The organism is Pseudomonas sp. KH_046_2 (genome assembly GCF_057838985.1).
Genome location: NZ_CM174480.1, coordinates 1,378,161 through 1,402,623 on the forward strand (window position 1 = coordinate 1,378,161; position 24,463 = coordinate 1,402,623).

A 24,463-nucleotide genomic window follows, 5' to 3' on the forward strand; every position below is an offset into this window, starting at 1 on the left:
TTAGTCCTAGTGGGTCGGCCCGAGGAAGGCCAGCCATCGGCGTTCGGCAAGGCGGAACAGGCCGACCAGCGCAAAAGTGACGGTCAGGTAGATCAGCGCGGCGATGCCGAACGACTGGAAGGTCAGGAAGGTCGCCGAGTTGGCGTCCCGAGCAACTTTGAGCACGTCCGGGATGGTCGCGGTGAAGGCCACGGTGGTCGAGTGCAGCATCAGGATCACTTCGTTGCTGTAGTACGGCAACGAGCGACGCAAGGCCGATGGCATGATCACGTAGGCATACAGTTTCCAGCCAGTCAGGCCGTAAGCCTTGGCCGCTTCGACTTCGCCGTGGTTCATGCTGCGAATGGCCCCGGCGAAGATCTCCGTGGTGTAGGCGCAGGTGTTCAGGGCGAAGGCCAGGATCGTGCAGTTCATCGCATCGCGAAAGAATGCGTCCAGTACTGGCTGGGCCCGAATGGCGGCGAGGCTGTAGATCCCGGTGTAGCAGATCAGCAGCTGGATATACAGCGGCGTGCCGCGGAACAGGTAGGTATAGAACTGCACCGGCCAACGGATGTAGAAATTCGGCGATACACGGGCGATGGACAGCGGGATCGACACGATGAAACCGAGGAAGATCGAAGCGCTGAGCAGCCACATGGTCATGGCCAGGCCGGTGATGTTGTTGCCGTCGCTATAGAGGAAGGGTTTCCAGTATTCCTGCAGGAGTTCGATCATCGAACGGCCTCCCGGGTCCCGGCGGAGTAACGACGTTCGAGCCAGCGCAGGATGAAGTTGGATGCGCTGGTAATTACCAGGTAGATCAGCGCGGCAAGCACCAGGAAATAGAACAGCTGATAGGTACTTTTACCGGCGTCCTGGGCAGCCTTGACCAGGTCGGCGAGGCCGATGATCGACACCAGGGCCGTGGCCTTGAGCATCACCATCCAGTTGTTGCCGATACCCGGCAGGGCATAACGCATCATCTGCGGGAACACCACGATCCAGAAACGCTGGCCGCGCTTGAGGCCATAGGCGGTGGCCGCTTCGACCTGACCCCGTGGGACGGCGAGAATCGCGCCACGGAAGGTTTCGGTGAAATACGCACCGTAGATGAAGCCCAGGGTGATGACCCCGGCACTGAACGGGTTGATCTCGATGTATTCCCATTCCATGTAATCGGTAAAAGAGGTCAGCCAGGTTTGCAGGCTGTAGAAGATCAACAGCATCAGGACCAGGTCCGGAACGCCGCGAATGAGTGTGGTGTAGAGCTGGGCAGGCACGCGCATCAGTTTGACTTTTGACAGCTTGGCACTGGCGCCGAGCAGCCCGAGCAACACGGCTACCAACAGCGACAACGCCGACAACTTGATCGTCATCCAGGTGCCTTGCATCAGCAGCGGACCGAAGCCCTTGAGGCTGAAGGCAGAGAGCCCCAGATTTTCTAATAGGTTTTCGAACATAAATCAGCAACCTGATCGGATGAAAAAAGCGCCCATCGAGAGATGGGCGCCGGGCATTATTTGCCGCTGTACAGATTCAGATCGCCAAAGTGTTTCTTCTGAATGGTGGCGTAGGTGCCATCATCGTGTAACGCTTTGATACCTTTATCCAAAAGTGCTTTCAGCTCGGTGTTACCTTTCTTAATGCCGATGGCTGTTTTGGCTGGCAGCAAAGCGTTGTCGACCGGCTTGCTGACGTCGTAGTCGGCACCCTGTGGCGACTTCAGGAAGCCCAGTTCGGCTTGCAGCATGTCCTGAATCCCTGCGTCGAGACGACCGGAAGTCAAGTCGGCGTAGACCTGATCCTGGTTGGCGTAGGCCTGGGTTTTCACGCCGGCCTTGTCCAGAACGGCTTTGGCATAGGCTTCCTGAATGGTGCCTTGTTCGTAGCCGACGGTCTTGCCCTTGAGCGAGGCGACGTCTTCAGTCACGCCAGAACCTTTCTTGGACACGTAGGCGGTTGGGCCGGAGAACAGTTCGCTGGAGAAATCGATGACTTTTTCACGGGCTTCGGTAACGGTCATCGACGAGATCACACCGTCGAATTTATTGGCTTTCAGGCCCGGAATCATGCCGTCGAAATCGCTTTCGACCCATTTGCACTTGACCTTCAGTTCGGCGCAGATCGCGTTGCCCAGATCGATATCAAAGCCTACCAGGCTGCCATCGGCCGCTTTCGACTCGAACGGTGCGTAGGAAGGGTCAACGCCGAAACGCAGTTCTTTGTACTCCTTCGCCATGGCGGAGCCAGCAGCCATGCACAACGCCAGTGCAGAAAGGGTCAGCAATGCTTTTTTCATTATTCAATCCCTAAAAACCAATATGAGCGCTTGTGGCGCAGAATTATTGTTACTGGAAAGCGTAAGACCTGTTGAAAGTAGCAATTTCCGAACCAGAGTGCCGAACAAGCGTTTTAAAAGGTGCTTGGAAATGGCCGGAGACAGATTTATGCACGAAAACGGGCGCAGGGAAATGGGTGCACCAAATCATCTCGCCACAAAAAACGGTTTGACTGAGCAGGGTCACCAGGCTCTCCACCGGGTGACACGACTCATCCTCGCGTCAGCGCAACGGCGATAGCGGTCTGACATTCAACCTCTATGTTGAATGTCAGACCGCTATCGCGAGCAAACTCGCACAGGTAAAGGTCCGGGTTACTTCCCTGGAGTCAGCGTCAACCGCGCCTTGCCATAGGCGTTGTCGAAGTTCTGCGGCTGCATCGGCAGGCTCATGTACTGGCCCTTGAGCCACGGCTCGATGCTGTTGAGGTAGTTCGGGCTGGCCGGGTTGCCGGACTGGCCAGTGCCGTTCTGCGCCATCAGCGGTTCGGACTGGCCGAAGTCGACGATAAAGCGCATGGCAGGCGCCAGCGTGGTGTTGAAGTCCTGGCCCCAGGCGAAGGCGGCGGTGTTGAGAGTGGTGTGATCGCCACCGGCCGGCAGCGGTCCGCGTACGGTCTGGCCGCTGCTGTTTTTCCATTCATAGCGATGCAGTTTGCCCCACTGCCAGGCTTTGTGATCGCCGCCCAACTGGCTGTCGCCTGCACTGATCGCGGCGGCGAGGCTGCGAGCGAGAATGGCCGGTTTGTCTTCTTTCTGCGCGGTACGTACGTCATCCCAGAACGGGCTGTCTTCACGCCCGAGCAAGTGATCGGCCTGGGCTGCGTAGGACAACTTGCCATCGGCGACGAAGGCCTTCCACGCCGGGCTGCTTTCCGGACCCAGTTCATCGAGGAAGATCTGCCGCGAGCTTTCCTGCAGGAACAGTTCGTAGATGGCCGCATCCGTGGAGGTCGGGCTGAGCTTGCCATCGAACGCCATCAAGCGGCTGTAGGCTTCGTGTGCCTTGGCGCGATCGACCGCCGGCAAGGCGTCCATGGCTTGTTTGAGCGGTTGGGCCATGCCCGGCGCTTCGAACATTTTCTTCAGCTTGGCAGCGAAGGTGGTGGTCTGGTCGTATTGCATGGCGATCAGGCTGCGGCTGTCGTGCTTGCCTGCGCCGGCCAGTTCGGCCAGGCGCTCGCCGCGCTCCGGAGCCGCCCAGGAATTGGACAACTGCATGCCGTAGCCATGGGGGATGACCCGCTGGTTGGCCGTGCCGAGCCAGCCTTGGGCCGGGTCCTGGTCGTACGGGTGCAGCATCGGGTCGGCGTAACCGTCCCAATCGTAACGACCTTCCCAGCCCGGCGAGGGCAGCAGGCCTTCGCCTTCACGGCGGTTCGGGTAACGACCGGTGACTTGCCAGCCGATGTGGCTGGCGTCGGCGAACACCAGGTTCAGCGCGATGGCGCGGATTTCGCGGCTGGCATCCGAGGCTTTCTCGACGGTCTGGGCGCGGGACAGGTCGAAAAACGCGTCCAGGGTCTTGTCGTCGGTGAAGTTCGGCGTCTGCAAGGCCAGGCCGAAACCATTGGCCAGCGTGGTGCCCTGGGCGCTGTTGAGCAGCGGGCCATGGCGGGTTTCGTACACCGCTTCGCGAATCGACCGCTGGCCTTTCACGAAGTAGGTTTCGTTGCGCACGATCGCCGGCTGCCACTTCCCGGCGTTTTCGTAGGTAAGCCCGCTGCCCTGGCGCTTGATCTTCTCCAGGAACAGGTCCTGGTTGTCGCCCATCACGGACGTCATGCTCCACGCCACCTTGCCGTTGAAACCGCCAAGCACCATCGGCAGGCCCGCGATGGTCACGCCGGACGCCTGATACTTCGGCGCGCGAATCTGCACGTAACTGAATAACGAAGGCACGCCCAGCGGGCCGTGACTGTCACTGGCCAGCAGGCTTTTGCCGCTGCGGCTGCGTTGCGGGGCGATGGCCCAGTTGTTCGACGAAGTGGCGCCCAGCAGGTTGAGGTCCGACAGTTGGCCCGTGGCCTTACTGAGTTCGGCCAGCCCCGGTACTTGCCCGTTTAGCTTGATGCCCTGCAGTTTTTCGCTTTCGGCGGCCGGCAGTTTTTCGTCGGGAGCCGACGGCGTCAGCCATGCCAGTTTGTCGGTGGTGACGGTCTGGGCCAGTACCAGCGAGGAAATTTCTTCCGGCAGGTTGGTCGACTGGCTGAAGTTCAACAGGCAGAAAATCAGCGCCGAATCTTCCGGCTGCCAGTACTCAGGCTTGTAGCCGGTGGCTGCCAGATCCGCCGGTAGTTTGTCGCGGTAGCGGAACAGGTAAGCGTTGACCCCCCGCGCATAGACTTCGAAGAAACGCTTGAGGCGCGGCGAAGACGCCTTGTACAACTCGCCAGCACTTTTCTTCAGGTTGACCGCTCGCATGTAGCGGTCGGCATCCAGCAGGTCGGCACCGTGCATCTCGGCCAAACGGCCCTGGGCCAGCAGGCGCAGGGTGACCATCTGCGTAATGCGGTCGCTGGCATGCACGTAACCGAGGGTGAACAGCGCGTCGTGGAAGCTGTTGCTTTCGATCAGCGGCATGCCCATGGCATTGCGGCGCACCGAAACGTTCTGCGCCAGGCCCTTGAGCGGCTGTACGCCGGAAGTCGGCGGGAGGGTGTCCTGGGCGTTGAAGCTCTGACAACCGGTCAGGCTCAATACGCCGGCCACTGCTGCGGCAACGCCGAACCGGGGTAGAAAATGAGTAAGGGCTGGCGAGGCCATGGCAAAGCTCCTGCGGGGGTAGAGGCGGCGGCGCGCAATAAAGGCGCTACGTTAGTGAGCGGGAGGTGGCCGCGCAAGCGGGGTACAGGGTTATTTCAGGATTTGTCTGATAAACCGGAAAGATCACAGCCTTGCCAGTCGCAATGGGGGATGTTGAAGTGCGACCTGCTCACAATCCAGGAGAACAGTCGGCATGGAGCTCAAGGCAAACGCGGCACTGATCATCATCGATCAACAGAAAGGCATCCTGCATCCCAGGCTCGGCCGCAGGAATAATCCCCAGGCTGAAGAGCGCATGCTGGAATTGCTCGGTCATTGGCGGCGTACCGGTCGGCCGGTGATCCATGTGCAGCACCTGTCCCGCTCGGAGGACTCAGTGTTTTGGCCACAGCAGTCGGGGGTGGAGTTTCAGGAGCGCTTTGCACCGAGGGCCGGCGAACGCTTGATCCAGAAACAGGTGCCGGATGCGTTTTGCTCAACCGGGCTGGAGTCTGGATTACGCGAGGAGGGTATCGGGCAGCTGATCATCGTGGGCGTTGCGACTAACAACTCGGTGGAGTCCACGGCGCGTACCGCGGGCAACCTGGGGTTTGATACGTGGGTGGCCGAGGATGCGTGCTTTACCTTCGACAAGGCTGATTTTTTCGGCCATGCCCATAGCGCCGAAGAGGTGCATGCGATGTCGCTGGGGAATTTGCACGGCGAGTATGCGACGGTGGTCAGCGCTGCCACCCTTCTGATGGACGACTGACAACTATTGTGGGAGCGGGCTTGCTCGCGAAGAGGGCCTAAGATTCAACATCGTTGTTGGCTGACACACCGCTTTCGCGAGCAAGCCCGCTCCCACAAGGGAACTGCATTCACACAACAGGTCTGCTCGCGAAGGCGATTCAACAGGCGAAGCAAGTCTTCGCCCGAAGCATCAAGCGCCGTGGCACTTCTTGAATTTCTTGCCGTTGCCGCATGGGCACGGATCGTTGCGGCCGACATCTTTCAGGGCATTGCGCACCGGTTCCTGGTGAGCGTGGCCGCAGTTCGGACCATGGACATGGCCGTGGTCGTGATCATGGTGGTGATGGTCATGATCGTGGTTACAGTCAGGGCCGTGGACGTGGGGTTGCTGGGTCATCGGTGTTGCTCCGGAATTAAATCGGCGGCGATTATCACGCCATTGCGCGCCAGGTGCACGTAGTGGGCGATGAATATACCGGTTTCCAGTTCACCTTCCAGACGATAGGGAATGGGCTGATCGGATTTTTTCAGCAGTTTGGCCATTTCACGGACCTTGGACCACAGGTTGGTGCGGATCGGCACCTTGAAGTAAGCGCTGTGCCTGGGGCTGATGGTGAACCAGTGTTCGTACTCGCCGTCGGCCAGCAGTATGTCACCCAGGTGAACGCGGTACTCCAGGCTGCGCACCGTCAGGTCGCTGTAGTTGGGGTTGTCGATGCGAAAATGCAGGAGGAATTTCTGCTCCAGCAGTTTGGTGCTGACCACTTCGATCTTCACCAGATGGACCTCGGGGTCCGGCAAGTCGTCACCGAACCACGATGCACAGCCGCCAAGTCCCAGTGTCAGGAACAAAGTGAGCAGATAGAGTGCGCCGCGGCGGATGATCATCGTGGTATTTCTCCCTTGAGCCCCAGTCTAGACCCAAAAGATCGCAGCCTTCGGCAGCTCCTGCGAAGGCAGGCAGGACATTCCATGTCCTAATTGCTGAAATACCCCGCGCAACACTTCTTGAACTTCTGCCCACTCGCGCACGGGCAGGCGTCATTGCGCCCGAGTTTGAGTTGCACGGTGGGGTCGATGAAATACCAGCGACCGGTGTTTTGCACAAAGGACGAACGCTCTCGGTGGCTGTGCTCGCCACTACTGTCGTGCCACCGCGCGGTGAAGGTCACGAAAGCGTGTTCAGGCTGGCCGCCCAGCACTTCGGAGCTTTCCACCTCAAGGCCCAGCCACGTACTTTGCGCGCTCCAGTCGCTGATCGATTGACGGTCGAGGCCGGCCTGTTGGGCGGGCAGGGTGGTGGCCACCAGATAGTCGACCAACCCCAGCACGTAGGCGCTGTAGCGCGAGCGCATCAAGGCTTCGGCACACGGTGCCGGGTGTCCGGCATGGTAGTGACCGCAGCAGGCGTCGAGCAGGGTACCGCTGCCGCAAGGGCAAATGGATGTACTCATTGCATTACCACCAGTATTTCCCGAAGTTTTCCGGATTGGCCCAGAAGCGCGAATTGAGCCAGTCAGGGACTTGTTTGTATTCAAGCAGATCGTAGGTGAACAGGGTCAGGACCTGTTCGTCCCGTTGGAATCGTTCGCTGGCTTGCAGCGCCAGGGAGAAAAAATCCGTTTCCTGCCAACCACAGGCCGGCAGATCCGCCAGCACCGCGATGCGGCTGGCGTTGAGGTTGCGGATGCCTCCCAGCAGGTTCAGGCCGTCGCGCTTGGGCAAATGCTCCAGGCAATCGACCACCAGGGCCAGGTCGAAACGGCGGGCCGCCAGCTCGGCGGGCAATGGCCCGGGGGCAGCGAAAGCGACGCAGCTGTCCGGGTGAGCAAGTTTGAAAGCTTGCAGTGCCGGGAACTCGCTGGCGCCGATCAACAACAGGCGCGCGGGGGCATATCGGTCAAGTAAAGCGGCCAGGGCCTGCTGCGGTGTGCGTGAAGAAATACCTGCAATCATCGAAGATCCCCAATCAGATCTGCCAAGACTAGCTTGCCCGAGCGTTCGGGCCTAGAGCGGCCTTGCGACAAAAGCGCCAACCTGTCGTTATTACACTAATAAACAGCATGGCCTATTGCTGGCGGAGTTTAAAACTCGGGTCTTTACTACCTGAATCGGTTCTAAGCCGATCCTTCAGGAGAAAACTAGATGAGCATAGTTCGGACAGCATTACCCTTGGTTCTGCTAACCAGTGTCTTGACTGGTTGCGCAGGTTTGCAGAAAACCGACTGGCCGACCTGTGCGGCGGTCGGTGGTGTCGTGGGTGCGGGCCTCGGTGCGACCGAAAGCTCGGCATGGGCAGGGTATGGTGCTCTGCTCGTCGGCGGTACGGCAGCGGCTTATTGCTGGGTGCACGGTGATGGCGACGAAGACGGCGATGGCGTACCGGACAGTCGCGACAAGTGCCCAGGCACGCCAAAAGGCGTTCAGGTCGATGCCAACGGTTGCCCACCACCAGCGCCTGTGGTCGAAGAAGTGGTTGTGGTCCAGGAAGAAACCATCGTCATCCGCGATGTTCACTTCCAGTTTGATAAAGCCACGCTCACTTCGTCCGACAAGCAGGTACTCGACAAGATTGCTACTCGCCTGAAAGCGGAAGCCCCGACTGCTCAACTGACCGTAACCGGCCATACCGACAGCGTGGGCAGCGACACCTACAACCAGAAACTGTCTGATAAACGCGCCCACTCGGTGGTTGAGTACCTTATCGAGCAAGGCGTACCTCGCAGCAACTTCGTGTCGGTTGTCGGTGCCGGTGAGAGCCAGCCAGTTGCGGACAACAAAACCGCTGACGGTCGTGCACAGAACCGTCGTACGGAAATCAAAATCCAGCGTTAAGCTCCCCTCGTATCCGCGCCTTGTGCAGTCGCGGATGCGGGTCTTTACTCCTGTGTAACCGGTATTGGCCGGTGACACAGGAGCTTTCAACATGATCGTTCTCACAAGGACCGTCTTGCCGGTTCTGCTACTTGGCAGCCTCTTGACCGGCTGCGCGACCCACAGCGATGGCACTGCCCCCCTCAATCAACGCACCTGGCCAATTTGCAGCCTCATCGGCGGCCTGGTCGGTGGTGGCCTGGGTGCAATCGAGAGTGGCGGTTGGGCCGCGGGTGGGGCGGCGCTGGGTATCTTGTCCGGCGGCTTGATCTGTTATGCCCAGGATGGCGACGAAGACGGCGACGGCGTTTTCGACCGACGCGACCGTTGCGCTGATACTCCCGCCAATACCCCGGTCGACCATCGCGGCTGCCCGGTGCCGCAGTACCCGGACAGCGTCCAGGCCGAGCCTGCGCAATCCGAAGTCATTACTCTGAGCGATGTACTGTTTGTCTTCAATCAATCCGACCTGACCCCGACGGCGAAGAGTCAACTGGATGCGTTGATGAGCAAGTTCGAGGATGCCGATGTGGTCAGCATCAAGGTGGTCGGTCATACCGACAGCGTCGGTTCGGATGCCTATAACCAGGCCTTGTCGGAGCGGCGTGCCAGCAGCGTGGCGGAATACCTGTTGAGCCAGGGTGTGGCGCCGAACAAAGTCACCAGCGAAGGCAAGGGCAAGAGCCAACCGATTGCCGATAACGAAACAGAAGAAGGCCGGGCGAAAAACCGTCGCGTGGAGCTGCATATAAACCGCTGAGCCAAGAGATAGAGCCGTCGGGCGACTGCTGTGATCGCTGCGACGGCCGTTCGGCGGCCATCAAGAAGATTTTTCCGTTGCCCTCTGGCTTATCCCGCGTGGAAGCCGTTACTGTGCGCGCAAACAATAATTCTCATCGGGGGCGCGTATGAAAGTCTTATGGGGGCTGGGGCGGTTGCTGATCTTGCTGTTCTGGTCGGTAGTGCTGGTCAATCTGCTCACACCGTTTGTCTTTCCGCTGCACCCGTTGGTCAACCTGGTCGGCGGCTTGTTGGGGTTCATCCATCTTCTGGAAGCGTTGCTGTGCTATCGCAGCCTTCGAGGTCGTGCCCATCCCTGGCTTGACCGCCTGAAGATCGTCATTTTCGGCGTGTTCCACCTGCAAACCATTCCAGCCCCCACCGCTTCGAAGGCTTCCCATGCGTAAACTCTGTCTGCTCGCCGCACTCATCAGCCCATTGGCCAGCGCACAGGTGGTGAGTGTCGAAACCAACTCGCTGATGCGCTTGCCCAACACCGCCAGCACCCTGCAACTGGAACGCCTGGAAGTGGCCGATTACGGCACCTTGCTGATTCCTTCGAACGTCACGGAAGTCACCGTGGGTGAATTGCATCTGGGGCGTGAAGCGCGCATTGCCATCGTGCCGGGGGAACAGGCGTTGGCGCTGAAGGTCCGTCGCGCCGATTTGTCCGAAGGCAGCCAGATTACCTCCCGTGGCGCCCCCGGGACTTACCAGAAGGCCGCTCGATCCGGACGCAGCCTTGATTTGCAGATCAAGACACTGAACGCAGCGCAATTGATCGTTGATGCTCGCGGTGGTGCGGGCGCACCGGGGTTCGTTGGTCTTGATGGGGCCAACGGCCAGGAACCGGGCTGCACCTGGGGTCAGGCGGGGCGCGGTGCCGATGGCAGTGATGGCAGCAATGGTCAGCCGGGAGCACCGGGGGCGCTGGTCAAACTGGCAGTGCCGCACGACTTCCCGGCAGACCGGATCAAGGTTCAGGTGGCCGGCGGTGCCGGTGGCCTGGCCGGCCCTGGCGGCAAACCGGGCGCGGGTGGCAAGGCCAAGGGCTGCCTGATTTACAAGGCTGATGGCGGCAAGAGCGGTAAGCCCGGGGCTGATGGTCAGCCTGGGCCGGAAGGTGCAGCGGGTTCGGTGACAGTGCAGCGGTTGTAAGCAACACCGAGAGCCCTGTGGTGAGGGGGCTTGCCCCCGTTCGGCTGCGAAGCAGTCGTAAAACCAGACACCGCTAACCTTCAGCAGTATTGCGATTGCCGGAATTGGGGCCGCTTCGCGGCCCAACGGGGCGATGCGGCGTTCCGACAAGCCCCCTCGCCACAAAAGCTCGGCAGATTCAAAACATCGGCCGAGCCGCAGCAATCGCCACCACAGCCAACCCCACCAGCAGATTGATCCCCACCAACTTGCGGATCCGCCCCAGCACCGCTGCACCGGCTGGCCAATCCTGCTCGGCCACGGCGGTGCGCAGTTCCGGCAGCATCAGCGCCTGGATACGGATAAACAGCGCGGTCATCACCACATACAGGCCCATCATCACCTGCACATAACGCGGCGCGGCTTCAAAACCATTGAATTGCATGTGCAGCATGCCCACGCCGCTGACCGGCAACAGCACCACCGCCACCCAGACCCAGCGGAAAAAACCTTGAAACACTTCAACCCACAGCTTCAGCCGGGCAGGGCCTTCAAGTGCCTTGATCGCAGCGGGGCGCAGGACCATCCAGGCGAAAAACATGCCGCCGACCCAGACCAGGGCCGCCAGTACATGCAGGCTATAAATAAGGCTAAAAGGTGTCATTGGGTTACTCCGTTCTGCGCGGGATTAATTAGCGGGGTATGATAGCGGCCGAACCGAACCACTGAAAATTTATCCAGCGTTTTTTGCGCCCGACAATCCATGATCAGCACTGAACTCAAAACCACGATCCAGGGCGCCTACTCGCGTTTTCTCGAAGCCAAGAGCCTCAAGCCGCGTTATGGCCAACGCCTGATGATCGCCGAAGTCGCCAAGGTCCTGGGTGACATCGACACCGACGACGAAGGCCGGCGCAGTGGCGACCCCGCGATTGTCGCGGTGGAAGCCGGCACCGGTACCGGCAAGACCGTGGCCTACAGCCTGGCGGCGATCCCCACGGCGAAGGCCGCCGGCAAACGCCTGGTGATCGCCACGGCCACCGTGGCCCTGCAAGAGCAGATCGTCTACAAGGACTTGCCTGACCTGATGCGCAACAGCGGGCTGAATTTCAGCTTCGCCCTGGCCAAGGGGCGCGGGCGCTACATGTGCCTGTCCAAGCTCGACATGTTGCTCCAGGAAGGTCACGCGCAAACCGCCACGGCGCAGTTGTTCGAAGAAGAAGGTTTCAAGATCGAGGTCGACGAGGCCAGCCAGAAGCTGTTCACCAGCATGATCGAAAAACTCGCCGGCAATAAGTGGGACGGCGACCGCGACAGTTGGTCCACCGCCCTGGAAGACGCCGATTGGGCGCGCCTGACCACCGACCACAGCCAGTGCACCAACCGTCATTGCCCGAACTTCGGCCAGTGCGCCTTCTACAAGGCCCGCGAAGGCATGGGCAAGGTCGACGTGATCGTCACCAACCACGACATGGTCCTGGCCGACCTGGCCCTGGGCGGCGGCGCTGTGCTGCCGGACCCGCGCGACACCATCTACGTGTTCGACGAAGGCCATCACCTGCCGGACAAGGCCATCGGCCACTTCGCCCATTACACGCGCCTGCGCTCCACCGCCGACTGGCTGGAAACCACCGCCAAGAACCTCACCAAGCTTCTGGCCCAGCACCCGCTGCCGGGGGACCTGGGCAAGTTGATCGAGCAGGTCCCGGAGCTGGCGCGGGAGATCAAGACCCAGCAGCAGTTCATGTTCACCGCGTGCGAACAGATTGCCGATTTCAAACCCGGCGAAGACGTCGAAGGCCGCGAACGCCCGCGTCACCGATTCGTCGGCGGGGTGATTCCCGAACACATGCGTGAAATGGGCATCGAGCTGAAGAAAGGCTTCGCACGGCTGACCGATCTGTTCACCCGCCTGACCGAGCTGCTCAAGGAAGGCATGGACGGCGAGGTCAACATCGGCATCGCCAGCAACCAGGCCGAGGAGTGGTATCCGCTGTTCGGCAGCCTGCTTTCGCGTTCTTCCGGCAACTGGGAGTTGTGGACCGCCTTCACCGTCGAAGACCCGGAAGACAACCCGCCCATGGCCCGCTGGCTGACCCTGGCCGAAAGCGGTTCGCTGTTCGATATCGAGGTCAACGCAAGCCCCATCCTTGCGGCGGAAATGCTTCGGCGCAACCTGTGGAACGTGGCCTATGGCTGCCTGGTGACGTCGGCGACCTTGACGGCCCTCGGTACCTTCGACCGCTTCCGCATGCGCGCCGGCCTGCCGAAAAAAGCCGTGACGGCGGTGGTGCCAAGCCCCTTCCATCACGCTGACGCCGGTGTGTTGCGGGTGCCGAACCTGAACGCCGATCCCCGTGATGCAGCGGCGCATACCGCCGCGATCATTCGTGACCTGCCTGAGTTGGTCGAAGGCTCGCGGGGCACCCTGGTGCTGTTTTCCTCGCGTAAACAGATGCAGGACGTCTTCGACGGCCTCGACCGCGACTGGCGCAAGCAAGTGTTCATCCAGGGCAACCTGTCGAAACAGGAAACCCTGAACAAGCACAAGGCGCGGGTCGATGGCGGGGATTCCAGCGTGTTGTTCGGCCTGGCGAGCTTCGCCGAAGGGGTCGACTTGCCCGGCGCTTATTGCGAGCACGTGGTCATTGCCAAGATTCCATTCTCGGTACCCGATGATCCGGTCGAGGCCGCACTGGCCGAGTGGATCGAAGCCCGGGGCGGTAATCCGTTCATGGAAATCTCCGTGCCGGACGCCTCGCTGAAGCTGGTCCAGGCCTGCGGTCGCTTGCTGCGCACCGAAGAAGACCGCGGCACCATCACCTTGCTCGACCGGCGCCTCGTGACCCAGCGCTATGGCAAAGCCATCCTCAATGCGTTGCCGCCGTTCCGTCGAGAAATTTCCTGAAGCACCGGTGGGCAGTTTTGCCCACCGCGTTGTCTATCTCTCTGCCATCGCTTTTCCACTGGCCCATTGAAGGTCGTTAGGGAGAAATTCGTTCTCATGATTTGCCGTTCGTTGCCTGCTGTTTTTGCCCTGATGTTCGCAACACCGCTGTTGGCCGCCCCCGCCAGCCAGCAGACGCTGTTCAACTTTGTGCGCCCCGCCGATGTGGTCCAGGTGGCGACTCAGGACGCCAGCCTGCCGCAATCCAACGCCGAGCAAACCCCCGAAGGCGAAGTGCTGCGCCGGGTGACGTTCAACCCGGTCGCCCGGCCGACTTTGCGCCTGACCCCGCAAACCGGCGCCTGGGACTGGTCGCAGTCGGGCGTCATGAGCCTGCGGATCCAGAGCGCGATGAACTGGGCCTTGACCCTGTACGTGACCATCCAGAGCAACGACGGCAAGACACTGGTCAGCCGCGTCGATCTGCCGGCGGGGCCTGCGCAAACCCTGTTGGTACCTCTGCAAGCGACATCACCGCTGAGCCAGGGCATGAAGGCTGGCCCGCCGATGCCGATGACCGTCGAGGGCCAGCGTGTGTTGCTGGCCAGCAGCGCCGGTGAACTGGATCGCAGCCAGGTGGTATCGGTGAGCTTGTCGATGGACCAGCCCAAAGCCGCGCAAAGCATCCTGCTGGAGCGCTTTGGTGTGCAGGACGGCGAGTCGGTCACCCAGGCCGTGTACGGCGGATTGGTAGATGCATATGGCCAGTCGACCCGGACCAAATGGCCGGAAAAAGTCAGCAGCGACGAACAACTGAAAAGCGCCGCCAGCAAGGAGCAGCAGCAACTGAAAACCTGGCTGGCCGAGCGCGAAAAGTCCTCCCTGGACAAATTCGGCGGTTTGACCAAAGGCCCGACCTTCAAGGCCAGTGGCTTTTTCCGCACCGAGAAACGCGACGGACGCTGGTATCTGGTGACACCGCAAGGCCATCCGTTTTATTCACTAGGGGTTAACACCGTCGCTGCAGACGTCAACCCGACCTACGTTGCCGGTCGCGAGTGGATGTTCGAATCCCTGCCCAAAGCAGATGACACACTTGCCAGCCACTACGGCGAAGGCGACAACCGTGGCGGCAACGGTGCCGATCAAGGGCGTGGCTACAATGCCGGTCGCTGGTACGACTTCTACGGTGCCAACCTGCAGCGTCTGTATGGCGATCCGTGCGTGAAGGGTAGCGATACCAAGGCAGGAGTCGCTGCGGCAGCTAAGGCGGATGCGGTTGAGGCTACGGTCGCGAAAGCCGCAGAGCCAGAATCTGTCGAACCGTGCAAAGCGCTGTTGAACGAACAGCGCTGGGCCACTCACACCCTTGATCGCTTGCAGGCCTGGGGCTTCAACACCATCGGCAACTGGAGCGCCCCCGTACTGGGCGACGCTGATCGCGTGCCGTACACCTTGCCGCTGTCGATTGTCGGTGACTACGCCAGCATCAGCACCGGCACCGACTGGTGGGGCGGCATGCCCGATCCCTTCGACCCGCGTTTCGCCATGGCCACCGAGCGTGCAGTGGCGATTGCTGCCCGCGACCATCGTGACGATCCGTGGCTGATCGGTTACTACGCCGACAACGAACTGGGCTGGGCCGGTCCCGGCGACGACCCGAAAGCCCGTTATGCCCTGGCCTACGGCACCTTGAAAATGACCACCGACGTGCCGGCCAAGCGCGCATTCCTCAAGCAACTGCGCGACAAGTACCGCAATCAGGCTGGCCTGTCGAAGGCCTGGGGCATTGATCTGCCTGCCTGGGAACTGATGGAAGATCCGGGGTTCGTGCCACCGCTGCCGAGCGCCGAGCACCCGGAAATCGAAGCCGACTTCAAATACTTCCAGAAGGTCTTTGCCGACACTTACTTCAAGACCATCTCCGACTCACTCAAGTGGCACGCGCCGAACCAGTTGCTGCTCGGCGGCCGTTTCGCCATCAGCACACCGGAAGCCGTGGAGTCCTGCGCCCAGTATTGCGACGTGTTGAGCTTCAACATGTACACCCTGCAACCCCAGGATGGCTACGACTTCGCCAAGCTGCGCAGTCTCGACAAACCGGTGCTGATCACCGAGTTCAATTTCGGCTCGGCTGATCGTGGCCCCTTCTGGGGAGGCGTCACGCTGTTGTTGAAGGAAGAGGACCGCGGCCCGGCGTACGCTAACTTCCTCAAGCAGGCATTGAGCGAGCCGTCGATTGTCGGTGTGCATTGGTTCCAGTACCTCGATCAACCGGTCACCGGGCGCCTGCTTGATGGTGAAAACGGTCACTTCGGGTTGGTGGGCATCACTGATTTGCCGTTCCAGGGCTTTGTCGACAGCGTGCGCAAGAGCAACCTGGCGACAGTCGAGCAACTGGGCAAAGAGGCCGAGAAGGCTGCGGCCGCCGCCGACAAAGCCAGCCACGACGCCGAGGGCGGTCGCAAGGCCGAGGCCGGCAAGGGGCCGGGGAAGGGCGCTGGCGGGCATTCCGGCAATGGCCATTAAAAACTGAAACCCTGTGGCGAGGGGGCTTGCCCCCGTTGGGTTGCGTAGCGACCCCAGAATCTCGGCAACTGCCCAAGACTTTGGGAGCGCTGCGCACTCCAGCGGGGGCAAGCCCCCTCGCCACAAAAGCTTGGTGGCAAGACAACCATCCAGCCCAACCCTGTTCCCAAAACCCTCAAGGGCTGGAACAATGCCGACCACTTTGTAGAGCGTTAATCCAGGGAGTTGCGGGTGCAGATTCAGGGTCATTACGAGCTTAAGTTCGAAGCGGTGCGAGAGGCGTTCGCGGCGCTGTTCGACGATCCCCAGGAGCGTGGCGCAGCGTTGTGCATCCAGGTCGGCGGCGAAACCGTCGTCGATCTGTGGGCCGGCACTGCCGACAAGGACGGGGCCGAGGCCTGGCACAGCGACACCATCGCCAACCTGTTCTCCTGCACCAAGACCTTTACCGCCGTCACCGCGCTGCAACTGGTGGCCGAAGGCAAGCTGCAACTGGATGCCCCGGTTGCGCGCTACTGGCCCGAATTTGCCGCAGCGGGCAAAGAGTCCGTCACCCTGCGTCAATTGCTCTGCCATCAGGCCGGCCTTCCGGCATTGCGCGAGTTGCTGGCCCCCGAAGCCCTTTACGACTGGCAAACCATGGTCGACGCCCTGGCTGCCGAAACACCGTGGTGGACGCCGGGCGAAGGCCACGGTTACGCGGCGATCACCTATGGCTGGCTGGTCGGCGAATTGCTGCGCCGTGCCGACGGTCGCGGGCCGGGTGAATCCATCGTCGCGCGGGTCGCCAAGCCGTTGGGCCTGGACTTCCACGTGGGGCTGGCTGACGAAGAATTCCATCGCGTGGCCCACATCGCCCGGGGCAAGGGCAATATCGGCGATGCCGCCGCCCAGCGCCTGTTGCAAGTGACCATGCGTGAGCCAACGGCCATGACGACCCGGGCGTTTACCAATCCACCGTCGATCATGACCAGCACCAACAAGCCCGAGTGGCGACGCATGCAGCAGCCGGCCGCCAATGGTCATGGCAATGCTCGCAGTCTGGCCGGGTTCTACGCCGGTCTGCTCGACGGCAGCCTGCTGGAAAGCGAAATGCTCGATGAATTGACTCGTGAGCACAGCCTCGGCGAGGACAAGACTTTACTGACCCGGACCCGTTTCGGCCTGGGGTGCATGCTCGATCAACCGGACGTTGCCAATGCCACCTTCGGCCTTGGCCCGCGGGCGTTTGGTCATCCGGGTGCCGGCGGTTCCATTGGTTTTGCCGACCCGGAGCACGATGTGGCTTTCGGATTTGTGACAAATACCCTGGGGCCGTACGTCTTGATGGACCCGCGCGCACAAAAGCTGGTGCGGGTTCTGGCCACTTGTCTGTAAAAACGACTATCGGGTTCCAGGGCTGGAACCCGTTAGCCTTTCCAGTTTCAAAGCGTCTGCTTCTACCGGCCAATGTGGCCTGATTTTTTTGACTTCATTTTTGTGGATATCCAATGTCATCCAATAAAACCCTCGCTTTGGCCCTGTGCTTCGCTATTACCGGTTGCGCACAGACTCCACAGAAAGACGCGACGGCACCTGTCGCCAAGACTGAAAGCGGCAGCCACTGGTACTGGCCGTTCGGTTCCGACGACAGCGCCGGCAAGCCCGTGGCCAAGCCGGAGGTGAAACCCGCAGTCAAACCCGTTGCGGTGGCCAAGGCCGAAGCCGATAGCGGCAGCAAGTGGTGGTGGCCGTTCGGCGGTAGCGAGCAGAGCACCGCCAAGGTTGTGCCGATGCCCGACCCGAAAGTCACCCAGGCCTGGCTTGACGATTACGAGCCGCGACTGCGCGAGGCGGTCAAGGGCAGCAACATGCAACTCGAGCGCCGCGAAAACGTGCTGGTGGTGACTGCGCCGGTCGAAGGCTCGTTCAACCCTGATCGTCCGGCCATGTTGCTGCCGGTCACGCTCGGACCGTTCACCCGCGTTGCCAAGATCCTTGAAGCCGATCCAAAGACCGCTGTGCTGATCCTCGGCCACAGCGATACATCCGGCGCTGCGCCTGCCAACGTCAAGTTGAGCCAGGAGCGTGCCCAGTCCGTTGCGGCGATTTTCCGTCTCAGTGGTTTGCAGCGTGATCGCTTGATGCTGCGCGGCCTTGGCGGTGATGCGCCGCGTGCAGCCAACGACAGCGTGCAAGGTCGTGCGTTGAACCGTCGCGTGGAACTGCTGGTGACCCCGCAAAACACCATGGTCGCACTGCTGAGCAAGTACAACATGCCGGCTCCGGCACCGGTGACCATGGTTGCTGCCACGGACGCCAAGCCGGTCTCCAAGCCTGTGACACCGGCCCCTGCGACTAAAAAGGCTGCTGTTCCAGCGACGAAAAAAGCGCCAGCGAAAAAAGCGCCGGCCAAGAAAACACCTGCGAAAACTGCAACGCCAGTGAAGAAAACCACGCCAGCCAAAGCCTCCACGGCTGACAAGAAAGTCGCTGCCACCGATACTGCAAAGCAGTGACTCGTTAACCAAAAGGAATGCGCCATGACCCAGGGCCTGGCTGATATGCGTCGTGACTACACCCGTGATGGCCTGACCGAGGCACAAGCCCCGGCCGAGCCGTTCGCACTGTTCCACCAGTGGTTCGCCGACGCGGTGAAAACCGAGCAGGCGCCGGTGGAAGCCAACGCGATGACCCTGGCCACTGTCGACCAGGACGGTCGACCGCACTGTCGCATTCTGTTGCTCAAGGGCCTGGACGAGCAGGGCTTCACCTTTTTCACCAACTACGAAAGCGCCAAGGGCCAACATCTGGCTGCGAATCCGTTCGCGGCCATGACGTTTTTCTGGCCGGCGCTGGAGCGCCAGGTGCGTATCGAAGGGCGGGTTGTGAAGGTGACGCCTGAGGAGTCCGACGCCTATTATCAGGTCCGCCCACTGGGCAGTCGCCTGGGGGCTTGGGCGTCGCCGCAGAGCCGGGTGATCGCCGATCGTAGCGAGCTCGAAGCGCTGCTCAAGGACACCGAGCAACGTTTCAGCGACACCCAGCCCCATTGCCCGGAACACTGGGGCGGTTATCGCCTGCTGCCGGAACGCATCGAATTCTGGCAGGGCCGCCCAAGCCGCCTGCACGACCGCCTCAATTACCGCCAGCAGGGTGCCGACTGGACTCTTGAACGTCTGGCACCCTGAGCGGCCTACCGATCGGGATAGCCTGCCGCAGCGGCCTCCAGCCACTTCGGCAGGTCTCGACGCTTGATCTTTTGCGCCCGGGCACTCGCCAATCGTTCGAGCATGAAGGCCTTTTTCTGCTCGTCCTTGCCCGCCAGCGATAGCGCCAGGTCGCGGTCCATCCAGCGTTTGATCCGCACGTACAGCCACCAATGGAAGTACAAACCGGCAACAGTCGTGACGACGATGATAAAGTAGTCCATTGAAATCCTTGGCCAGTGGGGCAGTTTTCCGAATTTGCCGCTACTGTGTGAGTTCGTGGAGGTGCCTTAACGGAGCCTGAATCAAACCAATTTTACCCGGGCGATGCCGTGACAGGCGTCAAGCTGCGGAGTTTAATGAATAACTGTTTCTTTGGAGTTGATGCTATGCGTAAGTCTGTTTTGCTGGTTGCTTCCTTTTCCACGATGGCGATGTTGCTCACTGGTTGCCAATCGAGCCTGACCGGTGACTCCTACTCCCGTGACGAGGCGCGTCGTGTGCAGACCGTTCGCATGGGCACCATCGAAGCACTGCGTCCGGTGAAAATCGAAGGCACCAAAACCCCGATCGGCGGCGCTGCAGGTGCAGTGGTCGGCGGCGTTGGCGGCAGCTCCATTGGCGGCGGCAAGGGCAGTATCGTTGCGGCGGTCATTGGCGCAGTCGCTGGCGGCCTGATCGGTTCGGCCGCAGAAGAAGGCCTGACCCGCACCCAGGGCGTGGAAATCACCGTACGCGAAGACGATGGCAGCATGCGCGCCTACGTTCAGGAAGTTCAGCCGAACGAAGTATTCCGTGTTGGCGAGCGTGTGCGCATCGCAAGTGTGAATGGCACCAGCCGCGTTTCGCACTAAGCGCAAACACCGGATAAACAAAAAACCCGATCAGGTGACTGATCGGGTTTTTTGTTTTTCAGCTCAGGTGAGTCTTGATTGGCGCCAGGCATTATCGCTGTTTATCAGGAGGCCAGCGCGGTGTTCTTGCTGCTCGCCATTGCCGTCACCACATAACCGATCAGCGCCGCCAGAATCGAACCGGTCAAGATCCCCATGCGGTCCATCCCGGCGAAATCACTCACACCCGGCTCGAAGGCCAGCGAGCCGACAAACAGACTCATCGTGAAACCGATGCCGCAGAGAATCGCCACGCCCAGTATCTGGCCCCAATTGGCGCCTTGGGGCAGGGTGGCAATACCGATTTTCACGGCCAGCCAGGTCAGGCCGAAGACCCCGACGGTCTTGCCCAGCAGCAGTCCGGCGGCAATGCCCATGGGGACGTGGTGAGTGAAGCTTTCGACGGTGACACCGCTCAGGGACAGGCCGGCGTTGGCAAAGGCGAACAGCGGCAGGATGCCGTAGGCCACCCACGGATGCAGGGCGTGTTCCAGGGTCAGCAATGGCGAAGGCTCGGCATTTTTCGTACGCAGCGGAATGCAGAAAGCCAGGGTCACGCCGGCCAGGGTGGCGTGGACACCGCTCTTGAGCACGCAGACCCAGAGGATCAAGCCAATGATCATGTACGGTCCGAGCTTGACCACCCCGAACCGGTTCATCCCGATCAGCGCCGCAATACAGGCCGCGGCCAACGCCAGGGACAAGGTCGACAGCGCGCCGGAGTAGAAGATCGCAATGATGATGATCGCGCCGAGGTCGTCGATGATCGCCAGGGTCATCAGGAACAGTTTCAGCGAAACCGGAACCCGTTTGCCCAGCAGCGCCAGCACGCCAAGGGCGAAGGCGATGTCGGTGGCGGTCGGGATTGCCCAGCCGTTGAGGGCCGGTGGCGTATCGCGATTGAGGTACCAGTAGATCAGCGCCGGCACCACCATGCCACCAATGGCGGCGGCACCGGGCAGGACGATCTGCGACGGCTTGGACAACTGGCCGTCGAGGACTTCGCGCTTCACTTCCAGGCCGATCAGCAGGAAGAACAGTGCCATCAGGCCGTCGTTGATCCACAGCAGTAACGGCTTGGCGATTTTCAGCGCGCCGATCTGGGCGACCACGGGGGTGTCCAGCAGGCCACCGTAAAGCCACGACAGCGGTGAGTTGTTGATAATCAGAGCCAGAACGGCAGCGGCGATCAGTAACAGACCGCTGGCAGCTTCCAACTGAAGGAAACGCGTGAAAGTGCTACGCAGAGGCAAGGTCGCTCTCCATCTGTGAACTCAAAAGGTGTTACACCCTAACAAGTACTGTTAGTTGTTAAAACAAAAGTTATATTCTTTTTTGTTATATGCCGTTACAGAGTGATCCGCCAGCACCGACCTGAGCCTAGCAGTTGCCTGGCGTATTGGATCTCAGCTGTACCTGTGCTGGCTGCAGGTTTTTTCCTAAGCTTGTTAAGTAAGCCTTTTCAAAAGGCCGACTCCTGCCCGATTCAACGAGAAAACCATCATGAGCGACAACCGACAGTGGTCCCGCGAAGCGATCCGGATCATCGAAGCCGATTTCCAGCGCAGCGCCGACACCCACTTGATCCCTTTGCCGCTGCCGGGTTTTCCAGGCATCGAGTTGTACTTCAAGGATGAGTCAAGTCACCCCACGGGCAGCCTCAAGCACCGCCTGGCCCGTTCACTGTTCCTGTATGCGTTGTGTAACGGCTGGCTCAAGCCCGGTGCGCCGGTCATTGAGGCTTCCAGTGGTTCGACGGCGATTTCCGAAGCATATTTCGCGCGCATGCTGGGCTTGCCGTTCATTGCGGTGATGCCGGCGACCACGTCCAAAGAGAAGATCGCGCAGATCGCCTTCTACGGTGGCCAAAGCCACCTGGTGGACGATCCGACCCAGATCTACGCCGAGTCCGAGCGTCTGGCTCGCGAACACGACGGCCACTTCATCGACCAGTTCACCTACGCCGAGCGCGCCACCGACTGGCGAGCCAACAACAACATTGCCGAGTCGATCTTTCAGCAGATGCGTTTCGAGCAGCATCCCGAGCCGAGCTGGCTGATTTCCAGCCCCGGTACCGGCGGTACCACGGCCACCCTGGGCCGATACGTGCGTTATCGCCAGCATGGCACCCGCGTGCTGTGTGCCGATGCCGAGCGTTCGGTGTTTTTCGATTACTACCAGACCGGCGATGCCAGCCTGCGTCTGGACCACGGCTCGCGCATTGAGGGCATTGGCCGGCCACGTGTGGAAGCATCGTTTTTGCCCAAGGTGATCGACGCCATGGTCAAGGTTCCGGATGCCTTGTCACTGGCGGCCATGCACTACCTGGCGGAGCGTCTGGGACGGCATGTGGGCGGATCGAGCGGGACCAACCTGATCGGTGCACTGATGGCCGCCCAGCACATGAAGGCGGCAGGTGAGACGGGGTCGATGGTGGCGATTCTGTGTGACAGCGGCGAGCGCTACGCCACGACCTATTACGATCAGGACTGGCTCAAGGCTCAGGGGTATGAATTGAGCGGTTTGATGGCTGCGGTGGCGGCGACGGTGGAGCGGGGTGAGGCGCTGCCGACCTCGGTGTTGCGCGCCAATATCTAAGGCGCTGAATACCAATGTAGGAGTGAGCCTGCTCGCGATGGCGGATCAGCATTCAACAGTGATGTTGACTGATCTACCGCTATCGCGAGCAGGCTCACTCCTACAGGGGATTTGCGTTAGGCTTCGAGGCCCAGAATGTCGCGGGCCACTGCCTCGGCAATGCGAATCCCGTCAACACCCGCCGACAGAATCCCGCCCGCATAACCCGCGCCTTCACCGGCCGGGAACAAGCCCTTCACATTCAGGCTCTGCAGCGACTCGTTGCGGGTAATGCGCAGCGGCGAGGAGGTGCGGGTCTCGATGCCGGTCAACACCGCGTCGTGCAGCGAGTAACCACGAATCTGCTTCTCGAATGCCGGCAAGGCTTCGCGAATTGCTTCGATGGCGAATGCCGGCAGCGCCAGCGCCAGATCACCCAGGGCAACACCCGGCTTGTAGGATGGCTCGACGCTGCCCAGTTCGGTGGAAGGTTTGCCCGCGATAAAATCGCCGACCAACTGCGCCGGCGCTTCGTAGTTGCTGCCGCCCAGCACGAATGCGTGGGATTCCAGGCGTTCCTGTAATTCGATACCGGCCAGCGGGCCACCCGGATAATCGACTTCCGGGGTGATGCCGACGACGATACCGGAGTTGGCATTGCGCTCGTTACGCGAGTACTGGCTCATGCCGTTGGTGACCACGCGGTTCGGCTCGGAAGTCGCCGCCACCACGGTGCCGCCCGGGCACATGCAGAAACTGTAGACCGAACGACCGTTCTTGGCGTGGTGCACCAGTTTGTAGTCGGCAGCGCCCAGTTTCGGGTGGCCGGCGTATTTGCCCAGGCGCGCACGGTCGATCAGCGACTGCGGGTGCTCGATGCGGAAACCCACCGAGAACGGCTTGGCTTCCATGAACACGCCTCGGCCGTGGAGCATGCGGAAGGTGTCGCGGGCGCTGTGGCCGAGGGCCAGGATCACGTGTCTGGAGTGGATCTGCTCACCGCCATTGAGCTCGACGCCGACCAGTTGGCCGTCTTCGATCAACACGTCGGTGACACGCTGCTGGAAGCGCACTTCACCGCCCAGGGCGCGAATCTGCTCACGCATGTTTTCCACCACGCCGGTAAGGCGGAACGTACCGATGTGCGGCTTGCTGACGTAGAGGATTTCTTCCGGGGCACCGGCCTTGACGAATTCGTGCAGGACTTTGCGGCCGAGGAATTTCGGGTCCTTGATCTGGCTGTAGAGCTTGCCGTCGGAGAATGTCCCCGCGCCGCCTTCACCGAACTGCACGTTGGATTCCGGGTTGAGCACGCTTTTGCGCCACAGGCCCCAGGTGTCCTTGGTGCGCTGGCGTACTTCGGTGCCGCGCTCGAGGATGATCGGCTTGAAGCCCATTTGCGCCAGCAGCAGCCCGGCGAAAATCCCGCACGGGCCGAAGCCGACAACGATCGGGCGTGCACTCAGGTCGGTCGGCGCCTGGCCGACTTCTTTGTAGCTGACATCCGGCGCCACGCTGACGTTACGGTCATCGGCAAACTTGTGCAGTATCGACGCCTCATCGCGAACTTCAAGGTCGATGGTGTAGATGAAGCACAGTTCGGAGGACTTTTTGCGCGCATCGTAGCTGCGCTTGAACAAGGTGAAATCGAGCAGGTCATCGCTGGCAAGCCCTAAGCGCTGCACGATGGCAGGGCGCAGGTCTTCTTCGGGATGGTCGATCGGCAACTTGAGTTCGGTGATTCGTAACATGGCGGGATCCGGTTCGCGGGGCGCACAAC

24 protein-coding genes are annotated in these 24,463 nt (G+C 60.9%); 12 read left to right on the plus strand and 12 right to left on the minus strand.

Features of this window, described 5'->3' with window-relative positions; translation table 11 throughout:
- Positions 1-6: 6 nt before the first annotated feature.
- The 4 genes from AC3IX1_RS06190 to AC3IX1_RS06205 all read right to left on the minus strand — a co-directional run bounded on the left by AC3IX1_RS06190 (position 7) and on the right by AC3IX1_RS06205 (position 5,086).
- On the minus strand, positions 7-717 hold the full coding sequence (locus AC3IX1_RS06190) for an ABC transporter permease (protein ID WP_489387510.1): 711 nt from the start codon (positions 715-717) through the stop codon (positions 7-9).
- Positions 714-1,442, minus strand: a complete 729-nt coding sequence (locus AC3IX1_RS06195; RefSeq protein ID WP_007971646.1) for an ABC transporter permease — start codon at positions 1,440-1,442, stop codon at positions 714-716. The genes AC3IX1_RS06190 and AC3IX1_RS06195 overlap by 4 nt, the downstream gene beginning before the upstream one ends.
- Before the next feature lie 56 nt (positions 1,443-1,498).
- Complete coding sequence (locus tag AC3IX1_RS06200; RefSeq protein WP_056720873.1) at positions 1,499-2,281, minus strand: transporter substrate-binding domain-containing protein; 783 nt, start codon at positions 2,279-2,281, stop codon at positions 1,499-1,501.
- A gap of 354 nt (positions 2,282-2,635) precedes the next feature.
- On the minus strand, positions 2,636-5,086 hold the full coding sequence (locus AC3IX1_RS06205) for a penicillin acylase family protein (protein ID WP_489387511.1): 2,451 nt from the start codon (positions 5,084-5,086) through the stop codon (positions 2,636-2,638).
- A gap of 193 nt (positions 5,087-5,279) precedes the next feature.
- On the opposite strand from AC3IX1_RS06205, the gene AC3IX1_RS06210 reads away from it, so the two are divergent.
- Complete coding sequence (locus tag AC3IX1_RS06210) at positions 5,280-5,837, plus strand: cysteine hydrolase family protein (protein WP_489387512.1); 558 nt, start codon at positions 5,280-5,282, stop codon at positions 5,835-5,837.
- A gap of 171 nt (positions 5,838-6,008) precedes the next feature.
- Here the strand turns inward: AC3IX1_RS06210 and AC3IX1_RS06215 are convergent, their stop codons facing one another.
- From AC3IX1_RS06215 to AC3IX1_RS06230, 4 genes are all read right to left on the minus strand, one after another.
- Positions 6,009-6,215, minus strand: coding sequence for an SEC-C metal-binding domain-containing protein (locus AC3IX1_RS06215; RefSeq protein WP_007955014.1), 207 nt, complete (start codon positions 6,213-6,215; stop codon positions 6,009-6,011).
- Positions 6,212-6,706, minus strand: coding sequence for an LEA/WHy family protein (locus AC3IX1_RS06220; protein WP_489387513.1), 495 nt, complete (start codon positions 6,704-6,706; stop codon positions 6,212-6,214). Before AC3IX1_RS06220 ends, AC3IX1_RS06215 begins: the two co-directional genes overlap by 4 nt.
- Positions 6,707-6,795: 89 nt before the next feature.
- On the minus strand, positions 6,796-7,272 hold the full coding sequence (locus AC3IX1_RS06225; protein ID WP_489387514.1) for a YchJ family protein: 477 nt from the start codon (positions 7,270-7,272) through the stop codon (positions 6,796-6,798).
- A gap of 4 nt (positions 7,273-7,276) precedes the next feature.
- The gene (locus AC3IX1_RS06230; protein WP_489387515.1) at positions 7,277-7,774 is read right to left on the minus strand and encodes a DUF6231 family protein; all 498 of its coding nucleotides are present in this window, start codon (positions 7,772-7,774) and stop codon (positions 7,277-7,279) included.
- 189 nt (positions 7,775-7,963) lie between these two features.
- On the opposite strand from AC3IX1_RS06230, the gene AC3IX1_RS06235 reads away from it, so the two are divergent.
- The 4 genes from AC3IX1_RS06235 to AC3IX1_RS06250 all read left to right on the plus strand — a co-directional run bounded on the left by AC3IX1_RS06235 (position 7,964) and on the right by AC3IX1_RS06250 (position 10,630).
- Positions 7,964-8,653, plus strand: coding sequence for a PA1041 family peptidoglycan-binding anchor lipoprotein (locus tag AC3IX1_RS06235; RefSeq protein WP_489387516.1), 690 nt, complete (start codon positions 7,964-7,966; stop codon positions 8,651-8,653).
- A 91-nt stretch (positions 8,654-8,744) separates the two neighbouring features.
- Complete coding sequence (locus AC3IX1_RS06240) at positions 8,745-9,452, plus strand: PA1041 family peptidoglycan-binding anchor lipoprotein (protein ID WP_489387517.1); 708 nt, start codon at positions 8,745-8,747, stop codon at positions 9,450-9,452.
- Between the two features lie 148 nt (positions 9,453-9,600).
- Entirely contained in the window at positions 9,601-9,879 is a 279-nt protein-coding gene (locus AC3IX1_RS06245) for a DUF1145 domain-containing protein (protein WP_489387518.1), read from the plus strand.
- A complete protein-coding gene (locus tag AC3IX1_RS06250; RefSeq protein ID WP_489387519.1) occupies positions 9,872-10,630 on the plus strand; it encodes a collagen-like triple helix repeat-containing protein in 759 nt (252 codons plus the stop codon). Before AC3IX1_RS06245 ends, AC3IX1_RS06250 begins: the two co-directional genes overlap by 8 nt.
- Positions 10,631-10,808: 178 nt before the next feature.
- Here AC3IX1_RS06250 and AC3IX1_RS06255 read toward each other — a convergent pair whose 3' ends face one another.
- Complete coding sequence (locus tag AC3IX1_RS06255) at positions 10,809-11,273, minus strand: CopD family protein (protein WP_489387520.1); 465 nt, start codon at positions 11,271-11,273, stop codon at positions 10,809-10,811.
- Positions 11,274-11,372: 99 nt separating this feature from the next.
- Between AC3IX1_RS06255 and dinG the strand changes: the two genes are divergently transcribed.
- From dinG to pdxH, 5 genes are all read left to right on the plus strand, one after another.
- On the plus strand, positions 11,373-13,517 hold the full coding sequence (gene dinG / locus AC3IX1_RS06260; protein ID WP_007992389.1) for an ATP-dependent DNA helicase DinG: 2,145 nt from the start codon (positions 11,373-11,375) through the stop codon (positions 13,515-13,517).
- A gap of 96 nt (positions 13,518-13,613) precedes the next feature.
- Positions 13,614-16,025, plus strand: coding sequence for a beta-galactosidase (locus AC3IX1_RS06265; protein WP_489387521.1), 2,412 nt, complete (start codon positions 13,614-13,616; stop codon positions 16,023-16,025).
- A 231-nt stretch (positions 16,026-16,256) separates the two neighbouring features.
- Positions 16,257-17,402 (plus strand): serine hydrolase domain-containing protein, encoded by a 1,146-nt coding sequence (locus AC3IX1_RS06270; RefSeq protein ID WP_489387522.1) that lies wholly within the window; start codon positions 16,257-16,259, stop codon positions 17,400-17,402.
- A 113-nt stretch (positions 17,403-17,515) separates the two neighbouring features.
- The gene (locus AC3IX1_RS06275; RefSeq protein ID WP_489387523.1) at positions 17,516-18,523 is read left to right on the plus strand and encodes an OmpA family protein; all 1,008 of its coding nucleotides are present in this window, start codon (positions 17,516-17,518) and stop codon (positions 18,521-18,523) included.
- A gap of 24 nt (positions 18,524-18,547) precedes the next feature.
- Positions 18,548-19,195, plus strand: coding sequence for a pyridoxamine 5'-phosphate oxidase (gene pdxH / locus AC3IX1_RS06280; RefSeq protein WP_489387524.1), 648 nt, complete (start codon positions 18,548-18,550; stop codon positions 19,193-19,195).
- Positions 19,196-19,200: 5 nt separating this feature from the next.
- Here pdxH and AC3IX1_RS06285 read toward each other — a convergent pair whose 3' ends face one another.
- Positions 19,201-19,437, minus strand: coding sequence for a hypothetical protein (locus tag AC3IX1_RS06285; protein ID WP_489387525.1), 237 nt, complete (start codon positions 19,435-19,437; stop codon positions 19,201-19,203).
- 165 nt (positions 19,438-19,602) lie between these two features.
- On the opposite strand from AC3IX1_RS06285, the gene AC3IX1_RS06290 reads away from it, so the two are divergent.
- Entirely contained in the window at positions 19,603-20,067 is a 465-nt protein-coding gene (locus tag AC3IX1_RS06290; RefSeq protein ID WP_056720838.1) for an outer membrane lipoprotein, read from the plus strand.
- 104 nt (positions 20,068-20,171) lie between these two features.
- On the opposite strand, the gene nhaA is transcribed toward AC3IX1_RS06290, so the two are convergent.
- Positions 20,172-21,359, minus strand: coding sequence for a Na+/H+ antiporter NhaA (gene nhaA / locus AC3IX1_RS06295; protein WP_489387526.1), 1,188 nt, complete (start codon positions 21,357-21,359; stop codon positions 20,172-20,174).
- Between the two features lie 247 nt (positions 21,360-21,606).
- Here nhaA and AC3IX1_RS06300 point away from each other — a divergent pair, with 247 nt between their 5' ends.
- Positions 21,607-22,704, plus strand: coding sequence for a PLP-dependent cysteine synthase family protein (locus AC3IX1_RS06300; protein ID WP_489388694.1), 1,098 nt, complete (start codon positions 21,607-21,609; stop codon positions 22,702-22,704).
- 116 nt (positions 22,705-22,820) lie between these two features.
- Here the strand turns inward: AC3IX1_RS06300 and AC3IX1_RS06305 are convergent, their stop codons facing one another.
- On the minus strand, positions 22,821-24,434 hold the full coding sequence (locus tag AC3IX1_RS06305) for an NAD(P)/FAD-dependent oxidoreductase (protein WP_489387527.1): 1,614 nt from the start codon (positions 24,432-24,434) through the stop codon (positions 22,821-22,823).
- Between the last annotated feature and the right edge of the window lie 29 nt (positions 24,435-24,463).

Coding starts and splice junctions, on each gene's coding strand:
- AC3IX1_RS06215 (WP_007955014.1), bottom strand. CDS start 6,215: ATGACCCAGCAACCCCACGTCCACGGCCCTGACTGTAACCACGATCAT.
- AC3IX1_RS06210 (WP_489387512.1), top strand. CDS start 5,280: ATGGAGCTCAAGGCAAACGCGGCACTGATCATCATCGATCAACAGAAA.
- AC3IX1_RS06220 (WP_489387513.1), bottom strand. CDS start 6,706: ATGATCATCCGCCGCGGCGCACTCTATCTGCTCACTTTGTTCCTGACA.
- AC3IX1_RS06265 (WP_489387521.1), top strand. CDS start 13,614: ATGATTTGCCGTTCGTTGCCTGCTGTTTTTGCCCTGATGTTCGCAACA.
- AC3IX1_RS06250 (WP_489387519.1), top strand. CDS start 9,872: ATGCGTAAACTCTGTCTGCTCGCCGCACTCATCAGCCCATTGGCCAGC.
- AC3IX1_RS06205 (WP_489387511.1), bottom strand. CDS start 5,086: ATGGCCTCGCCAGCCCTTACTCATTTTCTACCCCGGTTCGGCGTTGCC.
- AC3IX1_RS06275 (WP_489387523.1), top strand. CDS start 17,516: ATGTCATCCAATAAAACCCTCGCTTTGGCCCTGTGCTTCGCTATTACC.
- AC3IX1_RS06245 (WP_489387518.1), top strand. CDS start 9,601: ATGAAAGTCTTATGGGGGCTGGGGCGGTTGCTGATCTTGCTGTTCTGG.
- AC3IX1_RS06255 (WP_489387520.1), bottom strand. CDS start 11,273: ATGACACCTTTTAGCCTTATTTATAGCCTGCATGTACTGGCGGCCCTG.
- AC3IX1_RS06230 (WP_489387515.1), bottom strand. CDS start 7,774: ATGATTGCAGGTATTTCTTCACGCACACCGCAGCAGGCCCTGGCCGCT.
- AC3IX1_RS06290 (WP_056720838.1), top strand. CDS start 19,603: ATGCGTAAGTCTGTTTTGCTGGTTGCTTCCTTTTCCACGATGGCGATG.
- AC3IX1_RS06305 (WP_489387527.1), bottom strand. CDS start 24,434: ATGTTACGAATCACCGAACTCAAGTTGCCGATCGACCATCCCGAAGAA.
- AC3IX1_RS06225 (WP_489387514.1), bottom strand. CDS start 7,272: ATGAGTACATCCATTTGCCCTTGCGGCAGCGGTACCCTGCTCGACGCC.
- AC3IX1_RS06240 (WP_489387517.1), top strand. CDS start 8,745: ATGATCGTTCTCACAAGGACCGTCTTGCCGGTTCTGCTACTTGGCAGC.
- pdxH (WP_489387524.1), top strand. CDS start 18,548: ATGACCCAGGGCCTGGCTGATATGCGTCGTGACTACACCCGTGATGGC.
- dinG (WP_007992389.1), top strand. CDS start 11,373: ATGATCAGCACTGAACTCAAAACCACGATCCAGGGCGCCTACTCGCGT.
- AC3IX1_RS06195 (WP_007971646.1), bottom strand. CDS start 1,442: ATGTTCGAAAACCTATTAGAAAATCTGGGGCTCTCTGCCTTCAGCCTC.
- AC3IX1_RS06190 (WP_489387510.1), bottom strand. CDS start 717: ATGATCGAACTCCTGCAGGAATACTGGAAACCCTTCCTCTATAGCGAC.
- AC3IX1_RS06235 (WP_489387516.1), top strand. CDS start 7,964: ATGAGCATAGTTCGGACAGCATTACCCTTGGTTCTGCTAACCAGTGTC.
- AC3IX1_RS06285 (WP_489387525.1), bottom strand. CDS start 19,437: ATGGACTACTTTATCATCGTCGTCACGACTGTTGCCGGTTTGTACTTC.
- AC3IX1_RS06200 (WP_056720873.1), bottom strand. CDS start 2,281: ATGAAAAAAGCATTGCTGACCCTTTCTGCACTGGCGTTGTGCATGGCT.